We start from the raw sequence: 21,257 nt of genomic DNA, 5'->3' as shown, positions 1-21,257 counted from the left end.
GCCTCTCGATAAGTGGTACGGCCTTCCCGATTCCACTGTCGCCCACCGTACAGCAGAAGTGGGCCACCCGTCCCACTTGGGTAGAGTGGGGGCATGACCTCCCCGCCTTCCGACCAGACGCCGTGCCAGCAGCCCGGCACGGGACTGCGCGCCGACGCGGAGCGCAACCGCGACCGCATCCTGGCCGCAGCCCGCCGCCTCTACGCCACCGAAGGGCTCGGCGTATCCATGGCCTCAGTGGCCCGCGAAGCAGGTGTCGGCAAAGCCACGCTCGGCCGGCGCTTCGCCACCCGGGAGGAACTCATCAACGCGGTCTTCGCCGACCGCATGGACGCCTACGCGGACGCAGTCGCCGAGGCGCTCGCCGACCCCGACCCCTGGCACGGCTTCATCGGCTACCTCCACGCCGTCTGCGCCATGCAGGCCGCAGACCGCGGCTTCGCCGACGTCCTGACCATGACCTTCCCCGCCGCCAAGGCCCTGGAAGCCCGCCGTGCCGAGGCGTACGACCGGCTGCTCGAACTCATCACCCGCGCCAAGAACACCGGGCACCTACGCGACGACTTCACCCACCAGGACGTCGTCATCCTGCTCATGGCCAACGCCGGCGTCGTCGCCGCCACCGGCGACGCCGCCCCCGACACCTGGCGCCGCCTCGTCGGCCACATGCTCCGCTCCTACGCCGCACCCGGGGCACCGATCCCCCCGCTGCCCGAAGCCCCGAGGCCCACCGCTCTCTACCGCGCCATGATCCGCCTCTCACAAACGGGCCCGGGCACCGCCGGGTAGCGCTTCGTCAGGTTCTGGATCTGCTGGTCGGCAGGGGGCGGCCGCAGGTGGTACAGGCGCCGGCCCAGCACCTCAGCAGGTCCAGAAGGGCATCGAGGACCTGGTAGAGGCTCAGGCCGGCATCCGGGCTTGCAGTCGAGCCGCCACAGGGTGCGGAAGGCTTGAGCGGCGGTGACGAGGGTGACGGGTGGTGGCGGGCAGGTCGGTCATCCAGTAGCCGGTCGGACCGGCCGCTTCTGCAGGCTGCTCGACCAGCAAAGTCTGCAGCGGCAGCACCCCGTTTCAGCGGCTGCGTCCGCCGGCCACCGCCTGAGCGGTTCGGGTGGCTTCCTTGCCCGAGGGCCGCACCTCAAGCACGGCGAAGTGCGAGATCATCGTGCCCTTGCCGCCCTGACGCCAGGTCACCGACTCGAAGCGGGTGTCGGAGTCGACGAACGCGGTCAGGTGTCGTTCCCAGGACGGGCGACATCACCGCCCAGACACTCAAGGCAACGCCGGAGGCCAGGTTCTCCCGGGGCGTCCCGTGGCGGATCGACGTGATCTCCTCCGAGGGCCCCGTACTGTCGGACGCCGACGGGACCACGGACGCACGCCGTTCCCACCCGGTTACATGGCGCCATCAAACTGACCCCCGGCTTCCTCAACTCGCTCAAGAAGGACTCACTGGTGACGCTCACCTTGCACTACCTGAGCTGCGCCACGGTGACGTACCAGGTCACCGAGTCCGGGGACTCGGTGACCGGCACGACCGCCTGACACGTCCTTCTGCGGACGGTCACTCAGTTGATGCGGACGATCTTCCAGAGTTGGTCGTCGAGGTTCAGGTCGTTCCACTGCACGACTGCCGCGCCGTTGCTGGTGGAGGACTGGGCGACGGAGGCGTTGAAGCCGCTGCCCACGTTCTTGAGTTCGTAGTAGCCGTTGCCCGCGTCGGTGAGGGTCCACTTCTGCGAGTTCGCGGCGGACGGCGTGTTCTGGACGACGGCGGCTCCGGCGGTGGTGGAGCCGTCACGGATGTCCAGGTTCAGGTTGCTGTTGACGTTCCTGATGGTCCAGGCTCCGCCGCCGGCGGACTGGAAGGTGAACAGCTGGCAGAAGCATGCCGAGTTCTGCCACTGGTTCGCGGCCGTTCCAGAGGCGGTGGAGCTTTGGGGGATGTCGAGGTACTTGCCGCTGTTCTTGTTGACCAGGACGTACTGCCCGGTACCCAGCGGGGGCAGAGCGGTCTGGGTGAGGTTCCAGCGCTGGCAGGCACAGCTGGTGCCGCTCCACTGGACGGCGGCGGTGCCGGCCGCGGTGGAGGCGCCCGGGATCTCCAGGTTCTTGCCGGTCACACGGTTGGTGATGCTGTACCCGCCGGCCTGGTGCGGGGCGACGGCCCACTCGTGGTCCAGGGTGCCGTTGTCGTCCCACTGGAGGACCTTGGCGCCGTTGGCGGTGGACTGGTTCTCCACGCCGAGGACCTTGCCGCTGGCGACGTTGAGGATCTTGAAGTAGCCGGAGCTCTGCTGCACGAAGCGCCACTGCTGGTCGGTGGCGTTGCCGGCGTTCTGCTGGGTGGCGGCGGTGCCGTTGGTGGTGGAGCCGCCCGCGATGCTCAGCCTGAGGTTGCTGCCCGCGTTCGACACGGTGTAGGTGGCGCCGTCGGAGATGCCGCCGCCCAGGTCGATCGTGCTGTACTGGACGGGGTTGACGGTGCTGCTGCCGTTGGGACCTCCGGTGAACACCATGAGGCTGTGTCCGTCGGACAGGGGGAGCAGGCCGCGGCTGTAGCCGGCGGCGACGTTGGACCGGATCCGGGTCCAGGCGCTCGGGTCACCGTTCTGGGTGTTGAGGAACAGGTCGTCGGTGCTGTTGGACGCGACGACGAGGGTGCCGTTGGGGCCGCCGGTGGGCAGCCAGGTGATGTACGGGGTGCAGCAGGGGACGTAGCCGTCGGTCGACCTCAGTACCTGGCCGGTGACGGAGTCGAACGCCTCCGGGTCGGCGGAGATCTTGTAGTAGGTGGCGAAGTTCTTCTCGGGGGCCCCGCCGTACTCGTACGTCATGATGTACTTGCCGTTCGGCATCTTTGCGACGGTGGTCATACCGGGGCGGGCGCTGTAGGGGGATACGGCGACGTCGTCGACGACCGGCCCCCAGTTCCTTCCGTCCGTGCTGACCTGGTGCACGAGCTTCTGCCCGTGGGCGGGGTCGCGCTGGTCGGAGTAGTAGACGATGAGCTTGTTGTTGTGGACCAGAAGGAACGGTTCCCATACGGGGGTCTGGCCGTTGCTGGAAAAAGCCTTTCCGCCGGTGGCGATGTTGCTGACGAAGGTCCAGGTCTGGCCGTGGTCGGTGCTGGCGTACATGTCGATCTTGGTGGCGGACCGGTTGCTGGGAACGGAGAGCCCGGCGGCCATGATGGTCCCGGCCGGGAAGCCTCCTATCGCGGTGGGGAGCTCGAACAGCTCCGGTTCCCAGCGCATGCCCCACCCGTTCTGGGTGTCGGCGACGTCGGAGATCTTGGTCCAGGAGTTGCCGTTGTCGGTGCTGCGGTAGATCGGGAAGACCGGTGTGCCGTTGGTGTACTGCTCGAAGGTGGCGAGGATGGTGCCGTTGGCCGAGCCGCTGTGCTGCAGACGCAGTCCTCGCGGGTAGAGCGAGCCGGGGGCGGGGGCGCCCGACGGCGGCGTGTACATCGTCTGCGCGGGCCGGGCAGTGGCGTCTGCCCTGCCGGCGGCGGGCAGGACCAGCGTCGCCACCGAGGCGATCAGCGCGAGCAGCAGGAACAGGAAGTTGGTGGGTCGGGTACGTGGAGCGGCGCCGGGTCTGGCGCCTGGGTGTGCGGGGGACATGTGCGGCTCCCAGACGGGATAGAGGATGGGTGTTTCGGTGTCCGCCGCCCTGGTACAGATCCGGAGTGACGCGGCGGAGTTCGTTGGGCGCGTCGCTCGGGGAAGAGCGGGCGCCACCGCCGGGCGCGGCTCGTAAGGGCGGGGGTCGCGGTGGGACAAGCGCGGAATGGCGGAGGTGGGGAGGGTGCCCCGGCGGATCGGCCTACGCCGGAGCAGTGGCGGAGGGTGTGGGTCAGAGGGAGGGTGGGGGTGCGGTCGAGCCGCGGACGATGAGTTCGACGGGTGGGTCGTGCGCGGGCGGCGGTTCGGTGTCGGGGTTCTCGATGGCGTGGAGGAGGAGCCGGATTCCTTCGCGTGACGCGGCCTCGAAGGGCTGACGGACGGTGGTCAGGGGCGGGGAGACGTAGGCGAAGACGGGGTTTCCGTCGAAACCGACGACGCTGATGTCCTGCGGGACCCCGCACCCGGCTTCCCGCAGGGCGTGGATCAGGCCGATGGCCATCTCGTCGCCCGCGGCGAACACGGCGGTCACCGAGCGGTCCGAGGCCAGCGCGCGCCCCGCGGCGTACCCGGAGGCCGCCGACCAGTCGCCGTTCAGTACCGGCGGTTCATGCGCGCCTCGGGCCGCGAGCGCCGCCCGCCATCCCTCGATGCGGTCCGTGGTGGCGTACCACCGCCGCGGCCCGGCGAGGTGATGGACGGTCGGATGCCCCAGGTCCAGGAGGTGTTCCGTGGCCGCGCGGGCCAGCTGATGGGCGCCCACGCCGACGGTCAGGGTCCGGGCGGCACTGAAGGCGGGTGGTGCTCCGAGGAAGAGGACCGGCACGTCGACGCCGAGCGGGACTTCTCCCTCGACAATGGGTTCGGAGACGACGATGCCGTCCACGCCCTGCTCCAGGAGTGATTCCAGCGCGGCGGCGATGCTTTCCGGGTTGCCGTCCGGTGTGTTGAGCACGCGGAGCGCGTAGCCGGCGTCCCGTACGGCTTGTTCGATGCCCACGAGCAGGGAGGCGGTTCCATACCCGGCGGTGCCCAGAGCGACCACACCGATGGAACGGGTACGGCCGGAGGCCAGTGCCCTGGCCGCGTGGTTCAGCCGGTAGCCGAGTTCCTCGGCGGCCGCCAGGACGCGTCGGCGGGACTCGTCGGAGACGTAGGGCTCGTTGTTGAGGACCCGGGAGACCGTCTTGCGTGAGACGCCGGCCAGCCTGGCCACATCCTCACTGCGCGGCGCGGAGGAGCCGACACCGCGCTCCACCCCTGTTGTCTTGAAGTCTCCATGGCCGTGTGTTCTCCATCGAACGAGGTCAATTGCATGACCGCGCGGTCTGACCGCGCGGTCAATGTGTACGCATCCGCCGAGCGCACGTCAAGAGTTCCCGCAACGCCACTTGCCTCCGGTGTGAACGGACGCCGGGGCCCGTGGCCGGGCGGAGGAGGTGCCGCAAGCGCCCGAGGAAGCGCGCTCGGCAGGCATTACTGCAGCTCAAGTGCCTGTTTCTCCGTGCGGGACGACTCGGCGGCCAGCCATGTCGGTCCTGTCCGCCCACTCCGGTTACCCGCACGTCAGGCTCCCGACCGGACCTGATCCATCACGAATTGCCGGACGCGGAGTCTTGACAGTGAGGACACAGAGCGTTCACGCTTCCTGGCGTCCACCGATCGCGTTTGTTCGATCGTGTTTGGTTCTGGTTACTCAGCGGCTGTCTCTCCGCCAACCCTCTTCCGGCTGACGCGCCAAGTCTGGGTACCGCCAGCCCTGTCAGGAGTCGAAATGCACCATTCATCCCTTGGTCGGTCCATGCCTGGCACCAGCCGCCGCACCGTGCTCCGCGGGCTCGGCGGAGCCGCGGTACTGGGTGCCGGCATCCCCCTGCTGAGTGCCTGCGCCGGCAGTTCCGCCTCGTCGGACACCCAGACCGTCACCGTGGGCTCCAACGCGTCCGACGCCGTCCCGAAGAAGGGGTACGCCGACGTCTACGCGGCCTTCACGAAGCAGTCCGGGATCGCGGTCGACATCAACACCAAGGACCACAACACCTTCCAGGAGCAGATCAACACCTACCTGCAGGGCACCCCGGACGACGTGTTCCAATGGTTCGCGGGTTACCGGATGCAGTTCTTCGCGGCCAAGGGGCTCGCCTCTCCGATCGACGACGTGTGGAAGACGATCGGCGCCAACTTCCCCAGTGCCATGCACGACCTGAGCAAGGGTCAGGACGGCAAGTACTACCTGGTGCCGCTGACCACGTCCCCGTGGGCGGTCTTCTACCGCAAGAGCGTCTTCCAGAAGTACGGCTACGAGGTCCCCACCACGTGGGACGCGTACGTCGCCCTGTGCAAGCAGATGAAGAAGGACGGCCTCGTCCCGATCGCGTACGGCGACAAGGACGCCTGGCCGGCGATGGGCTCCTTCGACCAGATCAACTTCCGCCTCAACGGCTACGACTTCCACGTCGAGCTGATGGCGGGCAAGGCCTCGTGGACCGACGCGAAGGTCCGCAAGGTCTTCGACACCTGGGCCGAGACCCTCCCCTACCACCAGGAGGGCGCGGTCGGCCGTACCTGGCAGGACGCCGCCCAGACGCTGGTGGCGAAGAAGGCCGGCATGTATATGCTCGGCATGTTCGTGGCCCAGCAGTTCAGCAACAAGGCGGACCTGGACGACCTCGACTTCTTCGCCTTCCCCGAGATCGACCCGGCGTACGGCCAGGACACCGTGGAGGCGCCGACCGACGGCATCATGCTCAGCAAGAAGCCCAAGAACCACGCCGGTTCCGTCAAGCTGCTCGAATTCCTGGGCACTGCCCAGGCCGAGGAGATCTACCTGAAGGCCGACCCGAGCCTGATCGCCGCCTCCTCGAAGGCCGACACCTCCGGCTACAGCACCCTTCAGAAGAAGGGCTACGAGATGATCAACCAGGCGAAGCATCTCACCCAGTTCATGGACCGTGACAGCCGGCCGGACTTCACCTCCACGGTGATGCAGCCCGCGCTGCAGAAGTTCATCCGCGACCCCAAGGGGATCGACGGCCTGCTGTCCTCGATCGAGCGCCAGAAGAAGACGATCTTCGCGTCCGGCTGAGACCGACCCCCCTTCTGAAGCGGATGAACACCGACACCATGAGCTCCGAAACGACCACGAAGATCCCGGAGGCGGTCGCGGTGCCGCCTCCCGGCGCCTCGACTCCGAAGAGGCGGGTTCCGCAGGGCCACCGGCGCCTGCTGACCCGCCGCGACCGGATCACGCTCGGCTTCATGGCCGGCGTGCCGACGATCCTGCACGTCGCCCTCGTCTGGGTCACCGCTCTGGCCTCCATCGCCCTCGCCTTCACCACCTGGGACGGCATCGGCTTCGACTCGATCAAATGGGTCGGGCTCCAGAACTTCAAGGAGCTCTTCGAGCAGAACCCGCAGTTCTGGCCCGCCCTCGAGCACAACGTGATCTGGTTCGTCGTCCTGATCGCGATCCCCACGCCACTCGGCCTGTTCCTGGCCGTGCAGCTGGACAAGAAGATCCGGTTCAGCCGGGTCTACCAGACGGCGTTCTTCCTGCCCGTCGTGCTGTCCATGGCGGTCATCGGATTCGTCTGGCAGCTCGTCTACAACCCCGACACCGGCCTGATCAACAGCATCATCGGGGCCAACGAGCCGGGCAAGTACATCGACTGGATCGGCGACCCGGACCTCAACCTCTGGGCGATCCTCATCGCCGCGTCCTGGCGCCACACCGGCTACATGATGATCCTCTACCTGGCCGGCCTCAAGGGCGTCGACCCGTCCCTGCGGGAGGCCTCCTCGCTGGACGGCGCCAACGAGTGGCAGACGTTCAAGAACGTCATCTTCCCGACCCTGCGGCCCACGAACACAGTAGTGCTCGTGGTGACGATCATCGAGGCGCTGCGCGCCTTCGACCTGGTCTTCGTCTTCAACAAGGGCGCCGAGGGCACCGAGCTGCTGTCGATCCTCGTGACCAACAACATCATCGGCGAGTCCAGCCGGATCGGCTACGGCTCGGCCATCGCCGTCGTCCTGCTGCTGATCTCCCTCGTCGTGATCATCCCGTACCTGGTGGCCACCTTCCGGAAGGAGCGGCGCGCATGAGCACCACCGTCATGACCAAGGTCCGTACGCCCGTGCGCCCCGCCCGGGTCCTGCTGCACCTCTTCCTCGCCGGTGCGGCGCTGGCGTGGCTCGCACCGCTGCTGTGGGCGATGTACTCGGCGATGCGACCGTACGCGGAGACCAGCGAGAAGGGTTACGTCTCCTGGCCCGACAAGCTGAGCTTCGACAACTTCACGGACGCGTTCACGCAGTCGGACATGGGGCACTACTTCGTCAACACGATGATCATCGCCGTGCCGGCGGTGCTGGTGACCCTGTTCCTCTCCTCGATGGTGGCCTTCTACGTCAGTCGCTTCGACTTCCGCCTCAATCTCGCCCTGCTGCTGGTCTTCACCGCCGGAAACCTGCTCCCGCAGCAGGTCATCATCACCCCGCTGTACCGCATGTACCTGCTCATCGACCTGCCCGGCATCACCATGAGCGGCAAACTGTACGACTCCGCGCTCGGCCTGGTCCTCATCCATGTGGCCTTCCAGTCCGGGTTCTGCGCCTTCGTGCTCGCCAACTACATGCGCTCGCTGCCGCACGAACTGACCGAGGCCGCCCTGGTCGACGGCGCCTCGGTGTGGCGCATGTACTGGCAGATCGTGCTACCGCTGTGCCGGCCGGCGATGGCCGCCCTGGGCACACTGCTGTCCATCTGGATCTACAACGACTTCTTCTGGGCCCTGGTCCTCATCTCCACCGGCGAGAACATGCCGATCACCTCGGCGCTGAACAACCTCACCGGGGCGTACTTCACCGACCCCAACCTTGTCGCCGCCGGCGCCCTGCTCACCGCGATCCCCACACTGATCGTCTACTTCGCGCTCCAGCGCCAGTTCGTCAGCGGCCTCACGCTGGGCGCCAACAAGGGCTGACACACCCCCACTCGCCCCTCCCCTACACCCCTCCCGGAGCACGACCAGTGAGTACCGCACGCCGTCTTCGCATACCTGGAATCGCCTACGGAGGTGACTACAACCCCGAACAGTGGCCCGACGAGGTCTGGGCCGAGGACATGCGCCTGATGCGCGAGGCCGGGGTGACCATGGTCAGCGTCGGCATCTTCTCCTGGGCCCTGCTCGAACCGGCCGAGGGCGTCTACGACTTCGCCCGCATGGACAACATCCTCGACCTGCTCCACGAGAACGGCATCGCCGCCGACCTGGCGACCCCGACCGCCTGCCCGCCGGCATGGTTCTTCAAGGCGCACCCGGAGGCACTGCCCGTCGACCGGGACGGCCGCACACTGTCGTACGGCAGCCGCCAGACCTTCTGCCCGTCCAACCCCGCCTACCGCCGAGCGGCGCTGCGGATCGCCGGAGCGCTCGCCGAGCGCTACGCCGACCACCCGGCCGTCGCCATGTGGCACATCCACAACGAGTACGGCTGTCACAACGACGCCTGCTACTGCGACACCAGCGCCGCCGCCTTCCGCACCTGGCTGCGCGCCCGCTACGAGGACGACCTGGACGCCCTCAATCACGCCTGGGGCACCACGTTCTGGAGCCAGTGGTACTACGACTGGGACCAAATCCTGCCGCCCCGCGCCACCGCGGCTCCCCCGAACCCCACCCATCAGTTGGACTGGCGCCGCTTCTGCTCCGACGAACTGCTCTCCCTGTGCACCGCCGAACGCGAGGTATTGCACCGGGCCGCTCCGGACACCCCGGCGACCACCAACTTCCTGGTCCTGCGCACCATCGACGCCCTCGACTACTGGCGCTGGGCACCGGAGTTGGACATCCTCTCCAACGACCACTACCTGATGTCCGACGACCCGGAAGCCGAGATCGACATCGCCCTCAACGGCGACCTCATGCGCTCGCTCGCGGGCGGCCCGTGGTTCCTCATGGAGCACTCGACGGGCGCCGTCAACTGGCAGCCCGTCAACCGCGCCAAGCTCCCCGGGGAAATGCGCCGCAACGCGCTCGCGCACGTGGCCCACGGCGCCGACGGCATCGCGTTCTTCCAGTGGCGGGCGGCAAAGGCCGGCGCCGAGCAGTGGCACTCGGCGATGCTGCCGCACGCCGGCACCGACAGCCAGATCTGGCAGGACGTCGTCCAACTCGGCGCGGACCTGAGGGCGTTGGCCGAAGTACGGGACTCCACCAGCACGGCACAGGTGGCGATCGTGTGGGACTGGAACGCCCGCTGGGCGCTGGAACTCCCCTCCCAGCCCAGCGGCGAGCTGCGCTACCAGGACCTGGTACGGGACTGGTACACCCCTCTGTGGCGGGCCGGCGTCGCCGTCGACTTCGTACGCCCCGACGACCCCGAACTCGACCGCTACAAGCTCGTCCTGGCACCCTCGCTGTACCTGGTCACGGAGGCAGCCGCGGCGAACCTCTCCCGGTTCACCGAAGGCGGGGGAACGCTGGCCGTCGGCTTCCACAGCGGCATGGTCGACGAGAACGCCCATGTGTACCTGGGCGGTTACCCCGGCGCGTTCCGCGATGTGCTCGGCGTGGTCAGCGACGAGCTCTTCCCCCTGCTGCCGGGCGAGACGACCGGCCTGACCGGCGACGTGCCTCCGGCCGCCACCGCCGACCTGTGGTCGGAACGCATCCGGCTCACCGGCGCACAGGCCGTCGCCTCCCACGCCGACGGCCCACTGGCCGGCCACCCCGCCGTCACCCACCACCGGCACGGCGACGGCACCGCCTGGTATCTGGGCACCCACCCCGACCAGGACACGCTCGCCGCCCTGCTCGACCGCATCCGTCAGGACGCCGGCGTCACACCGGAGCAGGACGTACCCGCCGGGATCGAGGCGGTCCGGCGCCGGGGCGCGGAGGCCGACTACCTGTTCCTCATCGACCACACCGGAAAGGGCGCCGAAGCACCTGCCGAAGGCGTCGAACTCCTCACCGGCACACCGGTCACCGGAACCGTCACCGTCCCACCGGGAGGCATTGCCGTGGTCCGCGAGCCCCGCTGACCCGTCTGAGGGAGTGACCGGACCGCGGCACCACGCCAGGTGCGCGGCCCGGTCACTTCCGGCTGTGCCGGAGCCGCCGTTCCTGCGACCGGTACGGGAACGCTCAGTACCGCGCCCGAGGCCGCGGTCGGGTTCTTCACCCCGTAGCGGGCGGTGGTGACGTAGAGGCGGTTGTCGCCGGGGTGCAGACACACCGACGTGGGGTGGGGGGCGGGCACGGTCAGGGTGTGGAGCGGATGACCGTCGGGATGGTAGCGGCGGACCGTGCCGGCGCCCCACATCGCGACCCACAGGCAGCCCTCCTCGTCGACGGTCATCCCGTCGGGACTGCCTTCGCCGTCGCGCAGTCGGGCGAAGATCTCCGGGCCGCCGACGAGATCGCCGGAGGCGGGGTCGACCCGGCAGCGGAAGAGGGTGCCGACAGCCGTGTCGGCGAGGTACAGAGTCGTGCCGTCGGCGGTGAAGGCCGGCCCGTTGACGATGGTCAGGCCGTCGAGGACGCGTACCACCGTGCCGTCGGGGTCCGTTCGGTAGAGCGAGCCCGCGCCGGGGGTGCCATCGTAGGCCATGCCATGCTGCCGGCCCAGAAGCGGCCTGCGGGGTCCGCGACACCGTCGTTCTTGCGGCTGGGGACGGGAGTGCGGTCCTCGGGGCGGTCCAGCCATTCCAGCGCGCCGTCGGCTTTGGTGTTACTGCCCGCCCACCGCGACGACGACAACGGCGTCAGCTCCCGCTTACGCACCGCCCACGTCTCACCGGAATGCGACAAGCCGTCCCGGCAGCGGGCCTGGAGATCCCTCGATGCCAGCGACCCCAGATGCGCACCCACCAGACGCAGCACCTTCTCATCGCCGGACGTCAGCTGCTTGAGACGGGTCCGGACGGCCACACCACCCGGACCGGACACGACGAACGATGCCGCCACACTCCTCAGCTCACCCACCCCGTCACCCCCGCCCCGGCCTCGCCTGAAGATCCCGTCGGCATGACAAACGAGCACCACCCATGAAGGTCACGCATTCGACGCGAGAACGTCAGTTCCCTACCCAGACCGGCCCCACGACCGGACCACGCGACACGACACAGACCACCCGCACTCACTCCCGCTCACCAGAACGCTCTTGAACGCACTCCAACGGCAGCAGCTCCAGACCCTCGGACGGCACCACCGCCCGCTACGCCCGGCTGCGCGGCCCCCTCGAACGTGTCGTGAAGCTGCTGCAGACACGCCACCCCGCAGTACCCGTGACCTACTCGCTGGGTGAGCCCTGGCCCGCCGAACTCGACGACCTGCCCGAGCAGGCGCAGATCGCCCACTTCCACTTCTACGTCTACGGCGTCCTCGGCGCGCTCTACGAGGCGGTCGGCCTGGGACACGGCACCGAGGCGGCGCCCGAGACGGTCACCTGACCGACCCCCGAACTGGCCGCCATGCTGCGCCCCGCGAGCTGTTCTACGCGCACGACCGGGTCGACCCCGACCGCTGGGACCTGTGGCTCTACGAAACTACGCGGCACACCGGCAGGCCATGCGGGACACGCTGGCCGGGTGGGTCGACTCCGTGGCCGAGTTCGCCCGCCGACGCGGTGTTCCCGCCGTCCTCGGTGAAGGCGTCGTGGGCTACACCCCGCTCCTGACGCGCTTCGAGGAGGACGACGTCGGCAAGGACATCGCGGAGTTCGTCGTCGACCGCTGCCTCGCCGCCGGCTTCCAGGGCGTCGTCCTGACTTCCAACGCCGCCCCTCACCACCCCATGTGGCACCCCGACGGGGACCTGATGCGGCGGGTCAACTCCCGTATCACCGCAGGCTGAACGCGCCTCGAACGCGATCCGAAGGCGGACCGCAGCCAAGGCGGCAACGCGGTGGGTCAACCGAGGCCGTCGGCTCCCACGGTCACGGCGGACTCGTCGAGGAGGGTGTCGGTGACGGGTTGCGGGTGCCCGTCGAGGTCGAGGACGGGGACGGCCTCCTTGTACCAGGACTCGATGACGGCGTTGCCCCAGAAGTCGCGGCGGCGGTCGTCGCGCACGTTCCAGCGGTACGTCTCGTGGTCCGGGTCACCGGTGTAGTAGTCCGAGGTGTAGATCTCCACGCGGTGGCCGTCGGGGTCGCGGAGGTAGAGGTAGAAGGCGTTGGAGACGCCGTGCCGGCCGGGGCCTCGTTCGATGTGGTGCTCTTTGTGCAGCGAGCCGAAGATGTCGGCGGCGCGCAGTACCTGGTGGGACTCGTGGGTGGCTACGCCGAGGTGGTGGAGCCGAGGTCCGGCGCCGCCGGTGAAGGCGACGTCGTGGACGGTCTGCTTGCGGTACATCCAGGCGGCGTACAGCTCGTGCTCGCCGTCCTCGCTCTGTCCCTCGATCGTTTCCGAGCAGCCGAAGCCGAGGGACTGGTAGTGGGCGTAGGCGGCGGGGATGTCGGGGGTGCAGATGTTGAAGTGGTCCAGGCGGGCGATCTCGGCGCCGTGTCGGATGTCGTAACGCTGGATGAGGCGCTCGGCGCGCTCGATCTCGTGGAAGAACTCGACGGGGAAGCCGAGCGGGTCGATGACACGGACCGCGTCGCCGACACCGTGCGCGCCCTCGCCCTTCTTCAACCGCTTGACCGGGCGCCCGAGGTCGGTGAAGAACTTCTCCGCCTTGTCGACGTCCTCCGGGGTGCGGACCCGGTAGGAGATGTGGTCGAGGGCCGCAAGGTCGCCCTTGCGCAGGACCAGGGAGTGGTGGGTGAGTTCGTCCGTGCCGCGCAGGTACAGCGACTCCTTGTCCTCGTACTGCACGTAGAAGCCGAGCATGTCGACCCAGAACCAGCGGGCCGCGCCGAGATCGGTGACGGCGAGCTGGGCGTAGGCGGAACGGATGACGTCGGGGGCGTTCGAGGCGGTCATGACGTGGCTCCGAAGCGGGGAGTGTGGACGTCACCGAGGGCGACGTGGACGATCTTCGATTCGGTGTAGAAGTCGATGGAGTGGGCGCCGCCCTCGCGGCCCACGCCGGAGGCCTTGACCCCGCCGAAGGGGGTGCGCAGATCGCGGACGTTGTGGGAGTTGAGCCAGATCATCCCGGACTCGACGGCATGCGCGATGCGGTGGCCGCGCTTGAGGTTCGAGGTCCAGATGTAGGCGGCCAGGCCGAACTGGGTGGCGTTGGCCAGCTCGATCGCCTCGGTCTCGTCGTCGAAGGGCGCGACGGCCACCACGGGGCCGAAGATCTCCTCCTGGAAGATCCGGGCGTCGCGGTCGACGTCGGCGAAGACGGTCGGCTGGAGGTAGTTGCCGTCGACGAGGTGCGCGGGCCGGGTGCCGCCGGCGACGAGTCGGGCCTCCTTCTTGCCGATCTCGACGTAGTCCAGGACGCGCGCGTAGTGCTGGGGGTGGACCAGCGCGCCCACCTCGGTGGCCGGGTCGGAGGGAAGTCCGACACGGACGTTCGCGGCCCGTTCGGCCAGTCGGCGGGTGAACTCCTCGTACACCGACCGCTCCACCAGCACCCGCGAACCCGCCGTGCAGCGCTCGCCGTTGAGGGAGAACACCCCGAAGACAACCGAGTCCAGGGCCGCTTCGAGGTCGGCGTCGGCGAAGACGATCGCCGGCGACTTGCCGCCCAGCTCCATCGAGACGGTCTTCAGGTGCTGGGCGGAGGAGCGGATGATGTGCCGGCCGGTGTCGGTCGACCCGGTGAAGGAGATCAGCGGGACGTCCGGATGGTCGACGAGGGCCTGGCCGGCCTCCTCACCGATGCCGTGCACGATGTTCACCACGCCCGCCGGAACCCCGGCCTCCGCGAAGACCTCCGGCCACAGCGAGGCCGACAGCGGGGTCCACTCGGCGGGCTTGAGGACCAGCGTGCAGCCGGAGGCCAGGGCCGGGGCCAGCTTCCAGCTCTCCAGCATGAACGGGGTGTTCCACGGCGTGATCAGGCCGGCCACCCCGACCGGCCTGCGCACGACGTAACTGAACTGCTCGTCAGCTTGCCGGAAGGCCTCCTCGCCAAGGGCGACGATGACGTCCGCGAAGTAGCGGAAGTTCTCCGCCGCCCGGCGGGCCTGGCCCCTCGCCTGGGTGATGGGGAGCCCCGTGTCGTACGACTCGAAGGACGCCAGCCGCTCGTGGCGGGCCTCGACGGCGTCCGCGATGCGGTTCAGGACGTTCGCGCGCTCTCGGTTGCCGAGGGACGACCAGGTGGGGAAGGCGGACCTGGCGGCTGCCACCGCCCGTTCGACGTCGGCCCGGCCGCCGGCCGCGGCCGTGGCGTAGGGCGTGTTGGTCACCGGATCGGCCACGGGGAACGTCCGCCTGTCGGCGCTGTCGATCAACTCGCCGCCGATCCAGTGCTGGATGACGGGAGGCAGGCTCTCGATGCTCATGGTCATGCTCCGATCTGTGCGGTGAGGTCGCCGCCCTCGGCGAGCAGCGCGCGGATCTTCGCCAGGCCCGTCTCGGTGGGCGTCGTCAGCGGCGGGCGGACGCGGGCGGAGGCGATGCGGCCCTGCTGGGCGAGGACCCACTTGGCGGGGGCCGGGTTGGTCTCGACGAACAGCAGGTCGACCAGCGGATGCAGGCGGTAGTGCAGGTCACGGGCCGCGTCGAACTCGCCCGCCTCCCACAGCTCGTACATCCGCGCCACCGCGCTGGGCGCGAGGTTGGCCACGGCCGACACGAAGCCCGCGCCGCCGAGTGCCATCAGCGGCAGGCAGAGCAGCTCGATGCCCGACCACACCAGCAGCGACCGTCCGCAGGCGTGCAGCACGCGGGAGAAGTGCTCGAAGTCCTTCGTGGTCTCCTTCACACCGACGAAGTTGTCGAAGTCGGTGAACAAGCGCTTGACCGTCTCCGGGGCGATGTCCACCGCCGTGCGGGAGGGCACGTTGTAGGCGACGATCGGCAGGTCCGGGAACTCCCGGGCCACTCTCGCGTACCACTCGTAGAGGGCCTCCTGCGTGGGCCGCGCGTAGTACGGGGTGATGACCAGTGCCGCGTCGGCGCCCAACTCCTGGGCGGCAGCAGTGAGTTCAAGGGTCTCGTCGAGCTTGTGGGAGCCGGTGCCGGGCAGGAACGGCGCCCGGTCGCCGATCTCCTCGACCGCCGTTCGCATCGCGGCGATCCGCTCGGTGACGCTCTGCGCGCTCGGTTCGCCGGTCGATCCGCCGAGCGAGATGCCGTGCGAGCCGGACTCCAGCTGGAAGCGGATCAGGGCGCGCAGGCTGTCGTGGTCGAGGGCGCCGTCCGCGGTGAACGGTGTGACGACGGGGGCGATGGACCCGCGGATGGCCGACGGATCGCTGCGGAACTTCACTGTGTCTCTCCCTTGCACCAGTTCTCGTAGGCGTCCCGCCAGGCCGGACCCAGCGGATACAGGCCGTCGACGCTCTCGCCCGCGCCGACCTGCTCGGTGATGAAGCGTTCCTGCCGTTCCTGTTCGCGGCAGTCGGCAATCAGTTCTTCGGCGAGGTCGGGCGGTACGACGACCACGCCGTCGGTGTCGCCGACGATCAGGTCGCCGGGCTGCACCAGAGCCCCGCCGCAGGCGATGGGCACCCCGGTGTCCCAGGGGACGTGCCGGCGGCCGAGGACGGAGGGGTGTCTGCCTGCCGCGTAGACGGGTAGGCCCAGGCCGGCGATGGCGGCGGCGTCGCGTACGGCGCCGTCGGTGACGACACCGGCCGCGCCCCGCTTGGCCGCTCTCAACGCGAGGATGTCGCCGAGCGTGCCGGCGGTCGGGTCCCGCCGGGCGTCCATGACGAGGACGTGTCCGGGGCGCAGCTCCTCGATCGCCCGCTTCTGCGCGTTCATGCCGGTGCCGTACCGCTTGAACAGGTCCTCGCGCAGCGGCAGATAGCGCAGGGTGTGGGCGACGCCCACCATCGCCGTGCCGCTGACCGGTCGCACACCGTCGATCGACATGTGCGGCAGACCGCGCGAGCGCATCTGTGCGCTCAGCGTCGCCACGGCCACCGAGCGCAGACCGTCGGCAAGGTCTTCGTCCTCCAACAGCGGCTCGGGGACGTATCCGGCCCCGTAGGCCGATTCCTCCTCGGCGCGGTCGGTCCTGGGCTGCGCGCCCCACGGTTCCAGGTCGTGATCGGCGTCGGCGATCGGATTGCGCAGTACTCCGGTGCTGAACCGGCCGTCGCCGACCTCGACTTCGACCACGTCGCCCGGTTCGGCCACCGAGGCGCCGGCCGGTGTGCCGGTGAGGATCACGTCGCCGGGTTCCAGGGTGACCAACCTGGACAGGTCCGCGATCAGCTCACCGAAGGGGAACAGCAGGGTGTCGGTCGTGTCGTCCTGGACCACCTCGCCGTTCACCCACGTCCTCAACCGCAGTCCGGCGGGGTCGAGTTCGGGGGCGTCCAGCAGCCGTGGCCCGATCGGGGTGAAGCCGTCCGCGCCTTTGGAGCGCAGGTTGGAGCCGCGGTCGGCGTACCGGAGGTCGTACACGCCCGCGTCGTTGGCGGCGGTCACCCAGCGCACATGGCGCCAGCCGTCCTCCGGCCGCACCTGTCGGGCCCGCGTACCGATGACGAGTGCGATCTCGCCCTCGAAGCCCATGAGTTGGCAGCCCCCGCGGCCTGACGATCGCTTCCTGGGTGCCGGCCAGCGACGACGGCGGCTTGAGGAAATAGGAGGGATGAGCGGGGGTACGGCCGCGCTCCTCGGCGCGGCTGCGGAAGTTGAGGTGGACAGCGATGATCTTCGATGGGGGGTTCCCCAAGGGGTGTGGCACCGGGGCTCCTTCAGCTGCCGGACGACTCGCCGTGGTCGCGGACCCGCTCGCGCAGGGCGAGCAGTCCGTGTACCGCGTCGAGGGAGGGGGACGGCACATGGGTGCGGCGCGCGAGTTCGCGTACGGCGCCGACGATCGCGTCGAGTTCGAGGGGGCGGCCCCGGTCCGCGTCCTGGAGCATGGAGGTACGGAACGCGCCCAGCTTGCGGGCGATGTCGAGCCGGTCGTCGGCCGTCATGGCGCTCTCGATGCCCAGTGCCCTGCCGACGGCCGCGGTCTCGTCGAACATGGCGGCGCAGAGATGCCGTACGTCCGGATCGTCGAGGATGTCCAGGACGGTGGCACCGGTGAGAGCGCTGACGGGGTTGAGGTTGACGTTGCCCAGCAGCTTCTCCCAGATGTCCCGGCGGATATCCGCGCTGGGTTCCGGGCGGACGGGGCCTGCGGAGAGGGCTGCGGTGCACCGGTGGACGCGGTCGGAGATCCCTCCCGTCGGATCGCCGATGATGAGCCTGTCACCGCTGAGGTGCGTCACCCGGCCCGGCCCGTCGACAGCGCTGCTGAAGTGGGCCACTCCGGACATCACCCGCTCGGCGGGCAGGAGCCGCAGCAACTCCCCGTCGGGGTCGACCGATCGCAGCACGGGGTCTTCCCCGGCGCGCTCGACGGTGGACAGCAGCCACCAAGGCACTCCGTTGGCCACGACCAGCACGTCCACGCCGTGCTCGACCCAGGTCCGGATACTGCGGGCAGCAGGAAGCAGGTGCCGGCTCTTGACGCAGACGACGGCCAGGTCCGGGACGGGGAGTTGACCGGTGTCGTATGCCGTGGGGAAGCGGTGACGGACCTCGTCTCCCGTCTCCCGGCGGCGCAGCAGGAGCCCCCGCGCGGCGATCGCGTCGAAGTGCGGGCCCGGCCGTCCGAGCAGACAGACCTCGGCGCCCGAGGCGGCGAACGCCCCGGCGAGCGTGGCGCCGACGGCACCCGGGCCGACGACGGTGATCCGAGGTGGCCGACTGAGCGGTGGGGATGCAGACGGATGCGACAACGCCCTCGCGCCTCCTTTGCGGGTGGGTCCGTTGGTCGGTGTGGCCGTTCGCAGCGAGCATGCGCCGTCTCGCGAACCCGCAACAATGTCGGTTCCTCCACTCGCTGAGCTTGAGTGATGTAGATTCCGACATCACCTTGAATGGAGGGCCGGCATGACCGCGATGCCCCTCAAGCAGCTCGTCGAGGCCCTGCGAGGCGGGGTCATCAGCCTGCTGTCCGATGGCGGTGTGGCCGAATGGCGCGTCGTCGGCGCCGAGTTGCTGGACTGCCCGGAGGCGCTCGGGGCCACCGCACCCGGGCACCTGCTGCTCGGGGTCGGTCTGGACATCGCCGACCGTGACGCGTTGGGCGCGGCCCTTCGAACGGCGGCGGACCGGTCCTGCGCACTCGCCGTCAAGTGCCCCACTCCCCCACCGCCGGAGGTGTCGGCGCAGGCCGCCAGGACCGGCGTCCCCGTCCTGACCGTCGATCCGCAGGTGCCGTGGACGCGTGTACAGCGTCTGGTCACGACCATCCTGGCCGCGCGCGCGGCGGTCGCCGAACCGGGCGCCGAAGCGACGGGCGGCGACCTGTTCTCCCTGGCCAACGCGGTCGCCGGGATCGTCGGCGGCGCTGTCGCGATCATGGACACCCAGCAGGTGGTGGTCGCCTACTCGAACCTGCCCGACCAGCCCATCGACGAGACCCGGCGACGCGGGATCCTGGGCAGGCGGGTCCCCGAGGACGCGCTCGCCGATCACCTGCACCGGGAGGTGTGGGTGAGCGACACGGTCGTACGCCAGCACCGGCCCGGCGATCTGCCGCGCACGGCCGTGGTCATCAGAGCGGGTGAGGACGTGCTCGGTTCCCTGTGGGTCGCGTTTCCCGACGAGGCCGCGGCCTCCGACTGCGGGCCCACCCTGCAGGAGGCGGCCCGGGTCGCGGCGCTGCACATGCTGGCGCTGCGCCGCCAGGCCGACGCCGAGCAGGAGAGCCGCGACCGCGCCCTGCGTCACGCGCTGGAGGGCCGTTCGGGGCAGAGCGACCCGCCCGGTGGTGTCCGCCTTCCCGCCGTGCTGGTCGGGCTGGCCGAGGCCGTAGGCGCGGGCGGAGGTGAGGAGTCGTGGGAAGCAGGCACCGCGGCCCGACGCCGCGCCGCTCTGCTTCGGGCGCTGGACCTGGCCGTCCTCGACGGGCGCTCCCTCGGATACGAACCGGCGGCGGCCCTGCTCGGGGACCGCGTCTACGTGCTGCTGCCGACCGCCGGCTCCGGCTCCGTGGCCACCGGTGTCCTGCTGGACCACCTCCTGGACCGGGCCCGGCACAGCCTGCACCGCTCGTTCACGGCGGTCGACTCCCCCACGGTCGGGACGGCTTCCGCCCTGCTCGCGGCGCGCCGCGACATCGACGCCGCGCTCGACCACCTCGGGGAGCGACGCGTCGGCCCCGGCGCGTACCACGCCGAGGACCTGCGGCCGGAACTGGTACTGCGGCGGCTCGTAGGTGCCGTACGCGAGGACGCGGAACTGCGCACCGGCATCGCGGAACGCCTGCGGGCACACGACGCCGAAAACGCCACCGACTACTGCGCCACGTTGCTCACCTATCTGCGGCATTTCGGCGATGTCGCCGCGACCAGCGGCGAGTTGCACATTCATCAGAACACGTTGCGGCTGCGGCTGCGCCGGGCCGAGCAACTCTTCGACGTATCGCTCGCCGATCCGACACGGCGCCTTCTGCTGACACTGGAGCTGACGGCCCTGGCCGACCTGTCAGAGCCGCCGACAAGGAACTGATGTCGTATCGGACACCACCCAACCGGATTCACTGTCGATCCCGACATTGGCGCACGAGTGGTCGCGCGCCCATGCTCCTGCACACCGAGACCGTCACACGACAGCGGCGACGCCCACGGAGCAATCAAGGAGCACGGCAGTGACCGTTCTGGACACCCCGACGAGCAAGGCGAAACCGGCGCACATGAGTGATGCGGAGTGGCGGGCACGACTCGAACTCGCCGCCTGCTACCGCGTCTTCCACCACCTCGGATGGGTGGAGATGGTCTTCAACCACATCACCGTCCGGGTGCCCGGCGAGCAGGGACACCTGCTGATCAACCCGTTCGGCCTGATGTACGACGAGGTGACCGCCTCGAACCTCGTGAAGATCGACCTTGACGGAAACGTCCTGTCGGACTCGAACTGGCCCATCAACGAGGCGGGGTTGCTGATCCACTCGGTGATCCACGCCAACCGGCCCGACGCGCACTGCATCATGCACACCCACACCACAGCCGGCACCGGAGTCGCCTGTCTGCGCGACGGCCTCGACCCCGACAACTTCTACGCCGCCCAACTGCACGAGATGGTCGCCTACCACGACTTCGAGGGCATCACCGTCGACCCCGAGGAGAAGCCGCGGCTGGTGGCCGACCTCGGCGACCGCGACCTGATGATCCTGCGCAACCACGGTCTGCTGGCGGTGGGACCGACCGTCCCCGCGGCTTTCGCCGCCCTGTGGACTCTCCAACGGGCCTGCGAGATCCAGCTCGCCGCCCAGCACTCCGGGCAGCCGCTGACCCCGGTGAGCCGGGAGGCGGCGGTGCGCTCGACCAAGGAGTCCTTCCAGATGGGCGACCGTACGCAGGCCGGCAGGACCCTGTTCGACGCACTGCGCCGCAGGATCGACCGCATCGCCCCCGACTACGCCGTCTGACACCCCCACCGGACGACTACCGGACTACGCCGTCTGACACCCCCACCGGACGACTACCGGACTACGCCGTCTGACACCCTCCCGCTCCCCCGGGCCAACGACGACCCGACGACGA

Annotated in this window: 17 protein-coding genes and 3 pseudogenes; 10 read left to right on the top strand and 10 right to left on the bottom strand. The window is 69.4% G+C overall.

All coding sequences use genetic code 11. From position 1 onward, the window contains the following. Positions 1–93 precede the first annotated feature (93 nt). Positions 94–789, top strand: a complete 696-nt coding sequence (locus ACFU53_RS21770) for a TetR/AcrR family transcriptional regulator (RefSeq protein ID WP_383994742.1) — start codon at positions 94–96, stop codon at positions 787–789. 282 nt (positions 790–1,071) lie between these two features. On the opposite strand, the gene ACFU53_RS21765 is transcribed toward ACFU53_RS21770, so the two are convergent. After that, positions 1,072–1,194, bottom strand: coding sequence for a hypothetical protein (locus tag ACFU53_RS21765; protein ID WP_383994740.1), 123 nt, complete (start codon positions 1,192–1,194; stop codon positions 1,072–1,074). Between the two features lie 201 nt (positions 1,195–1,395). On the opposite strand from ACFU53_RS21765, the pseudogene ACFU53_RS21760 reads away from it, so the two are divergent. Beyond that, positions 1,396–1,545: pseudogene (locus tag ACFU53_RS21760) on the top strand (hypothetical protein); the annotation flags it as partial. A gap of 23 nt (positions 1,546–1,568) precedes the next feature. Here the strand turns inward: ACFU53_RS21760 and ACFU53_RS21755 are convergent. Further along, complete coding sequence (locus ACFU53_RS21755; RefSeq protein WP_383994737.1) at positions 1,569–3,626, bottom strand: RICIN domain-containing protein; 2,058 nt, start codon at positions 3,624–3,626, stop codon at positions 1,569–1,571. Positions 3,627–3,858: 232 nt separating this feature from the next. Then, positions 3,859–4,884 carry a LacI family DNA-binding transcriptional regulator gene (locus ACFU53_RS21750; protein ID WP_383994734.1) on the bottom strand — a complete coding sequence of 342 codons (1,026 nt, stop codon included), beginning with the start codon at positions 4,882–4,884 and terminating at the stop codon, positions 3,859–3,861. A gap of 516 nt (positions 4,885–5,400) precedes the next feature. On the opposite strand from ACFU53_RS21750, the gene ACFU53_RS21745 reads away from it, so the two are divergent. From ACFU53_RS21745 to ACFU53_RS21730, 4 genes are read left to right on the top strand one after another with little or no spacing between them, the layout of a single operon-like run. Next, complete coding sequence (locus ACFU53_RS21745) at positions 5,401–6,711, top strand: ABC transporter substrate-binding protein (protein ID WP_383994732.1); 1,311 nt, start codon at positions 5,401–5,403, stop codon at positions 6,709–6,711. Between the two features lie 38 nt (positions 6,712–6,749). After that, positions 6,750–7,730, top strand: coding sequence for a carbohydrate ABC transporter permease (locus tag ACFU53_RS21740; protein ID WP_383994729.1), 981 nt, complete (start codon positions 6,750–6,752; stop codon positions 7,728–7,730). Beyond that, entirely contained in the window at positions 7,727–8,611 is an 885-nt protein-coding gene (locus ACFU53_RS21735; RefSeq protein ID WP_383994726.1) for a carbohydrate ABC transporter permease, read from the top strand. The genes ACFU53_RS21740 and ACFU53_RS21735 overlap by 4 nt, the downstream gene beginning before the upstream one ends. A 47-nt stretch (positions 8,612–8,658) precedes the next feature. Continuing rightward, positions 8,659–10,674 carry a beta-galactosidase gene (locus ACFU53_RS21730; RefSeq protein ID WP_383994723.1) on the top strand — a complete coding sequence of 672 codons (2,016 nt, stop codon included), beginning with the start codon at positions 8,659–8,661 and terminating at the stop codon, positions 10,672–10,674. Between the two features lie 206 nt (positions 10,675–10,880). Here ACFU53_RS21730 and ACFU53_RS21725 read toward each other — a convergent pair. Further along, a pseudogene (locus tag ACFU53_RS21725) lies at positions 10,881–11,243 on the bottom strand (SMP-30/gluconolactonase/LRE family protein); the annotation flags it as partial. A 110-nt stretch (positions 11,244–11,353) separates the two neighbouring features. Then, positions 11,354–11,617: pseudogene (locus ACFU53_RS21720) on the bottom strand (hypothetical protein); the annotation flags it as partial. Between the two features lie 266 nt (positions 11,618–11,883). On the opposite strand from ACFU53_RS21720, the gene ACFU53_RS21715 reads away from it, so the two are divergent. Then, complete coding sequence (locus tag ACFU53_RS21715) at positions 11,884–12,084, top strand: hypothetical protein (protein WP_383994720.1); 201 nt, start codon at positions 11,884–11,886, stop codon at positions 12,082–12,084. A gap of 118 nt (positions 12,085–12,202) precedes the next feature. Continuing rightward, the gene (locus ACFU53_RS21710; protein ID WP_383994717.1) at positions 12,203–12,487 is read left to right on the top strand and encodes a hypothetical protein; all 285 of its coding nucleotides are present in this window, start codon (positions 12,203–12,205) and stop codon (positions 12,485–12,487) included. Positions 12,488–12,543: 56 nt separating this feature from the next. Here the strand turns inward: ACFU53_RS21710 and hpaD are convergent, their stop codons facing one another. The 5 genes from hpaD to ACFU53_RS21685 all read right to left on the bottom strand — a co-directional run bounded on the left by hpaD (position 12,544) and on the right by ACFU53_RS21685 (position 18,446). Continuing rightward, positions 12,544–13,560 (bottom strand): 3,4-dihydroxyphenylacetate 2,3-dioxygenase, encoded by a 1,017-nt coding sequence (gene hpaD, locus ACFU53_RS21705; RefSeq protein WP_383994714.1) that lies wholly within the window; start codon positions 13,558–13,560, stop codon positions 12,544–12,546. Further along, the gene (hpaE, locus tag ACFU53_RS21700) at positions 13,557–15,038 is read right to left on the bottom strand and encodes a 5-carboxymethyl-2-hydroxymuconate semialdehyde dehydrogenase (protein ID WP_383994711.1); all 1,482 of its coding nucleotides are present in this window, start codon (positions 15,036–15,038) and stop codon (positions 13,557–13,559) included. Before hpaE ends, hpaD begins: the two co-directional genes overlap by 4 nt. Before the next feature lie 2 nt (positions 15,039–15,040). Beyond that, a complete protein-coding gene (gene dapA / locus ACFU53_RS21695; RefSeq protein ID WP_383994708.1) occupies positions 15,041–15,967 on the bottom strand; it encodes a 4-hydroxy-tetrahydrodipicolinate synthase in 927 nt (308 codons plus the stop codon). Continuing rightward, positions 15,964–17,223, bottom strand: a complete 1,260-nt coding sequence (locus tag ACFU53_RS21690; protein ID WP_383994705.1) for a fumarylacetoacetate hydrolase family protein — start codon at positions 17,221–17,223, stop codon at positions 15,964–15,966. The genes dapA and ACFU53_RS21690 overlap by 4 nt, the downstream gene beginning before the upstream one ends. Before the next feature lie 185 nt (positions 17,224–17,408). Continuing rightward, positions 17,409–18,446, bottom strand: a complete 1,038-nt coding sequence (locus ACFU53_RS21685; protein WP_383994701.1) for a ketopantoate reductase family protein — start codon at positions 18,444–18,446, stop codon at positions 17,409–17,411. Positions 18,447–18,600: 154 nt separating this feature from the next. Between ACFU53_RS21685 and ACFU53_RS21680 the strand changes: the two genes are divergently transcribed. Beyond that, positions 18,601–20,223, top strand: coding sequence for a PucR family transcriptional regulator (locus ACFU53_RS21680; protein ID WP_383994698.1), 1,623 nt, complete (start codon positions 18,601–18,603; stop codon positions 20,221–20,223). 139 nt (positions 20,224–20,362) lie between these two features. Then, entirely contained in the window at positions 20,363–21,142 is a 780-nt protein-coding gene (locus ACFU53_RS21675; protein ID WP_383994695.1) for a class II aldolase/adducin family protein, read from the top strand. The last annotated feature ends 115 nt before the right edge of the window (positions 21,143–21,257 follow it).

Source organism: Streptomyces sp. NPDC057474 (genome assembly GCF_042802555.1).
Classification (GTDB): Bacteria; Actinomycetota; Actinomycetes; order Streptomycetales; family Streptomycetaceae; genus Streptomyces.
The sequence above is the reverse complement of the archived record's forward strand: the minus strand, read 5'-3'. Positions and strand labels throughout refer to the sequence as shown.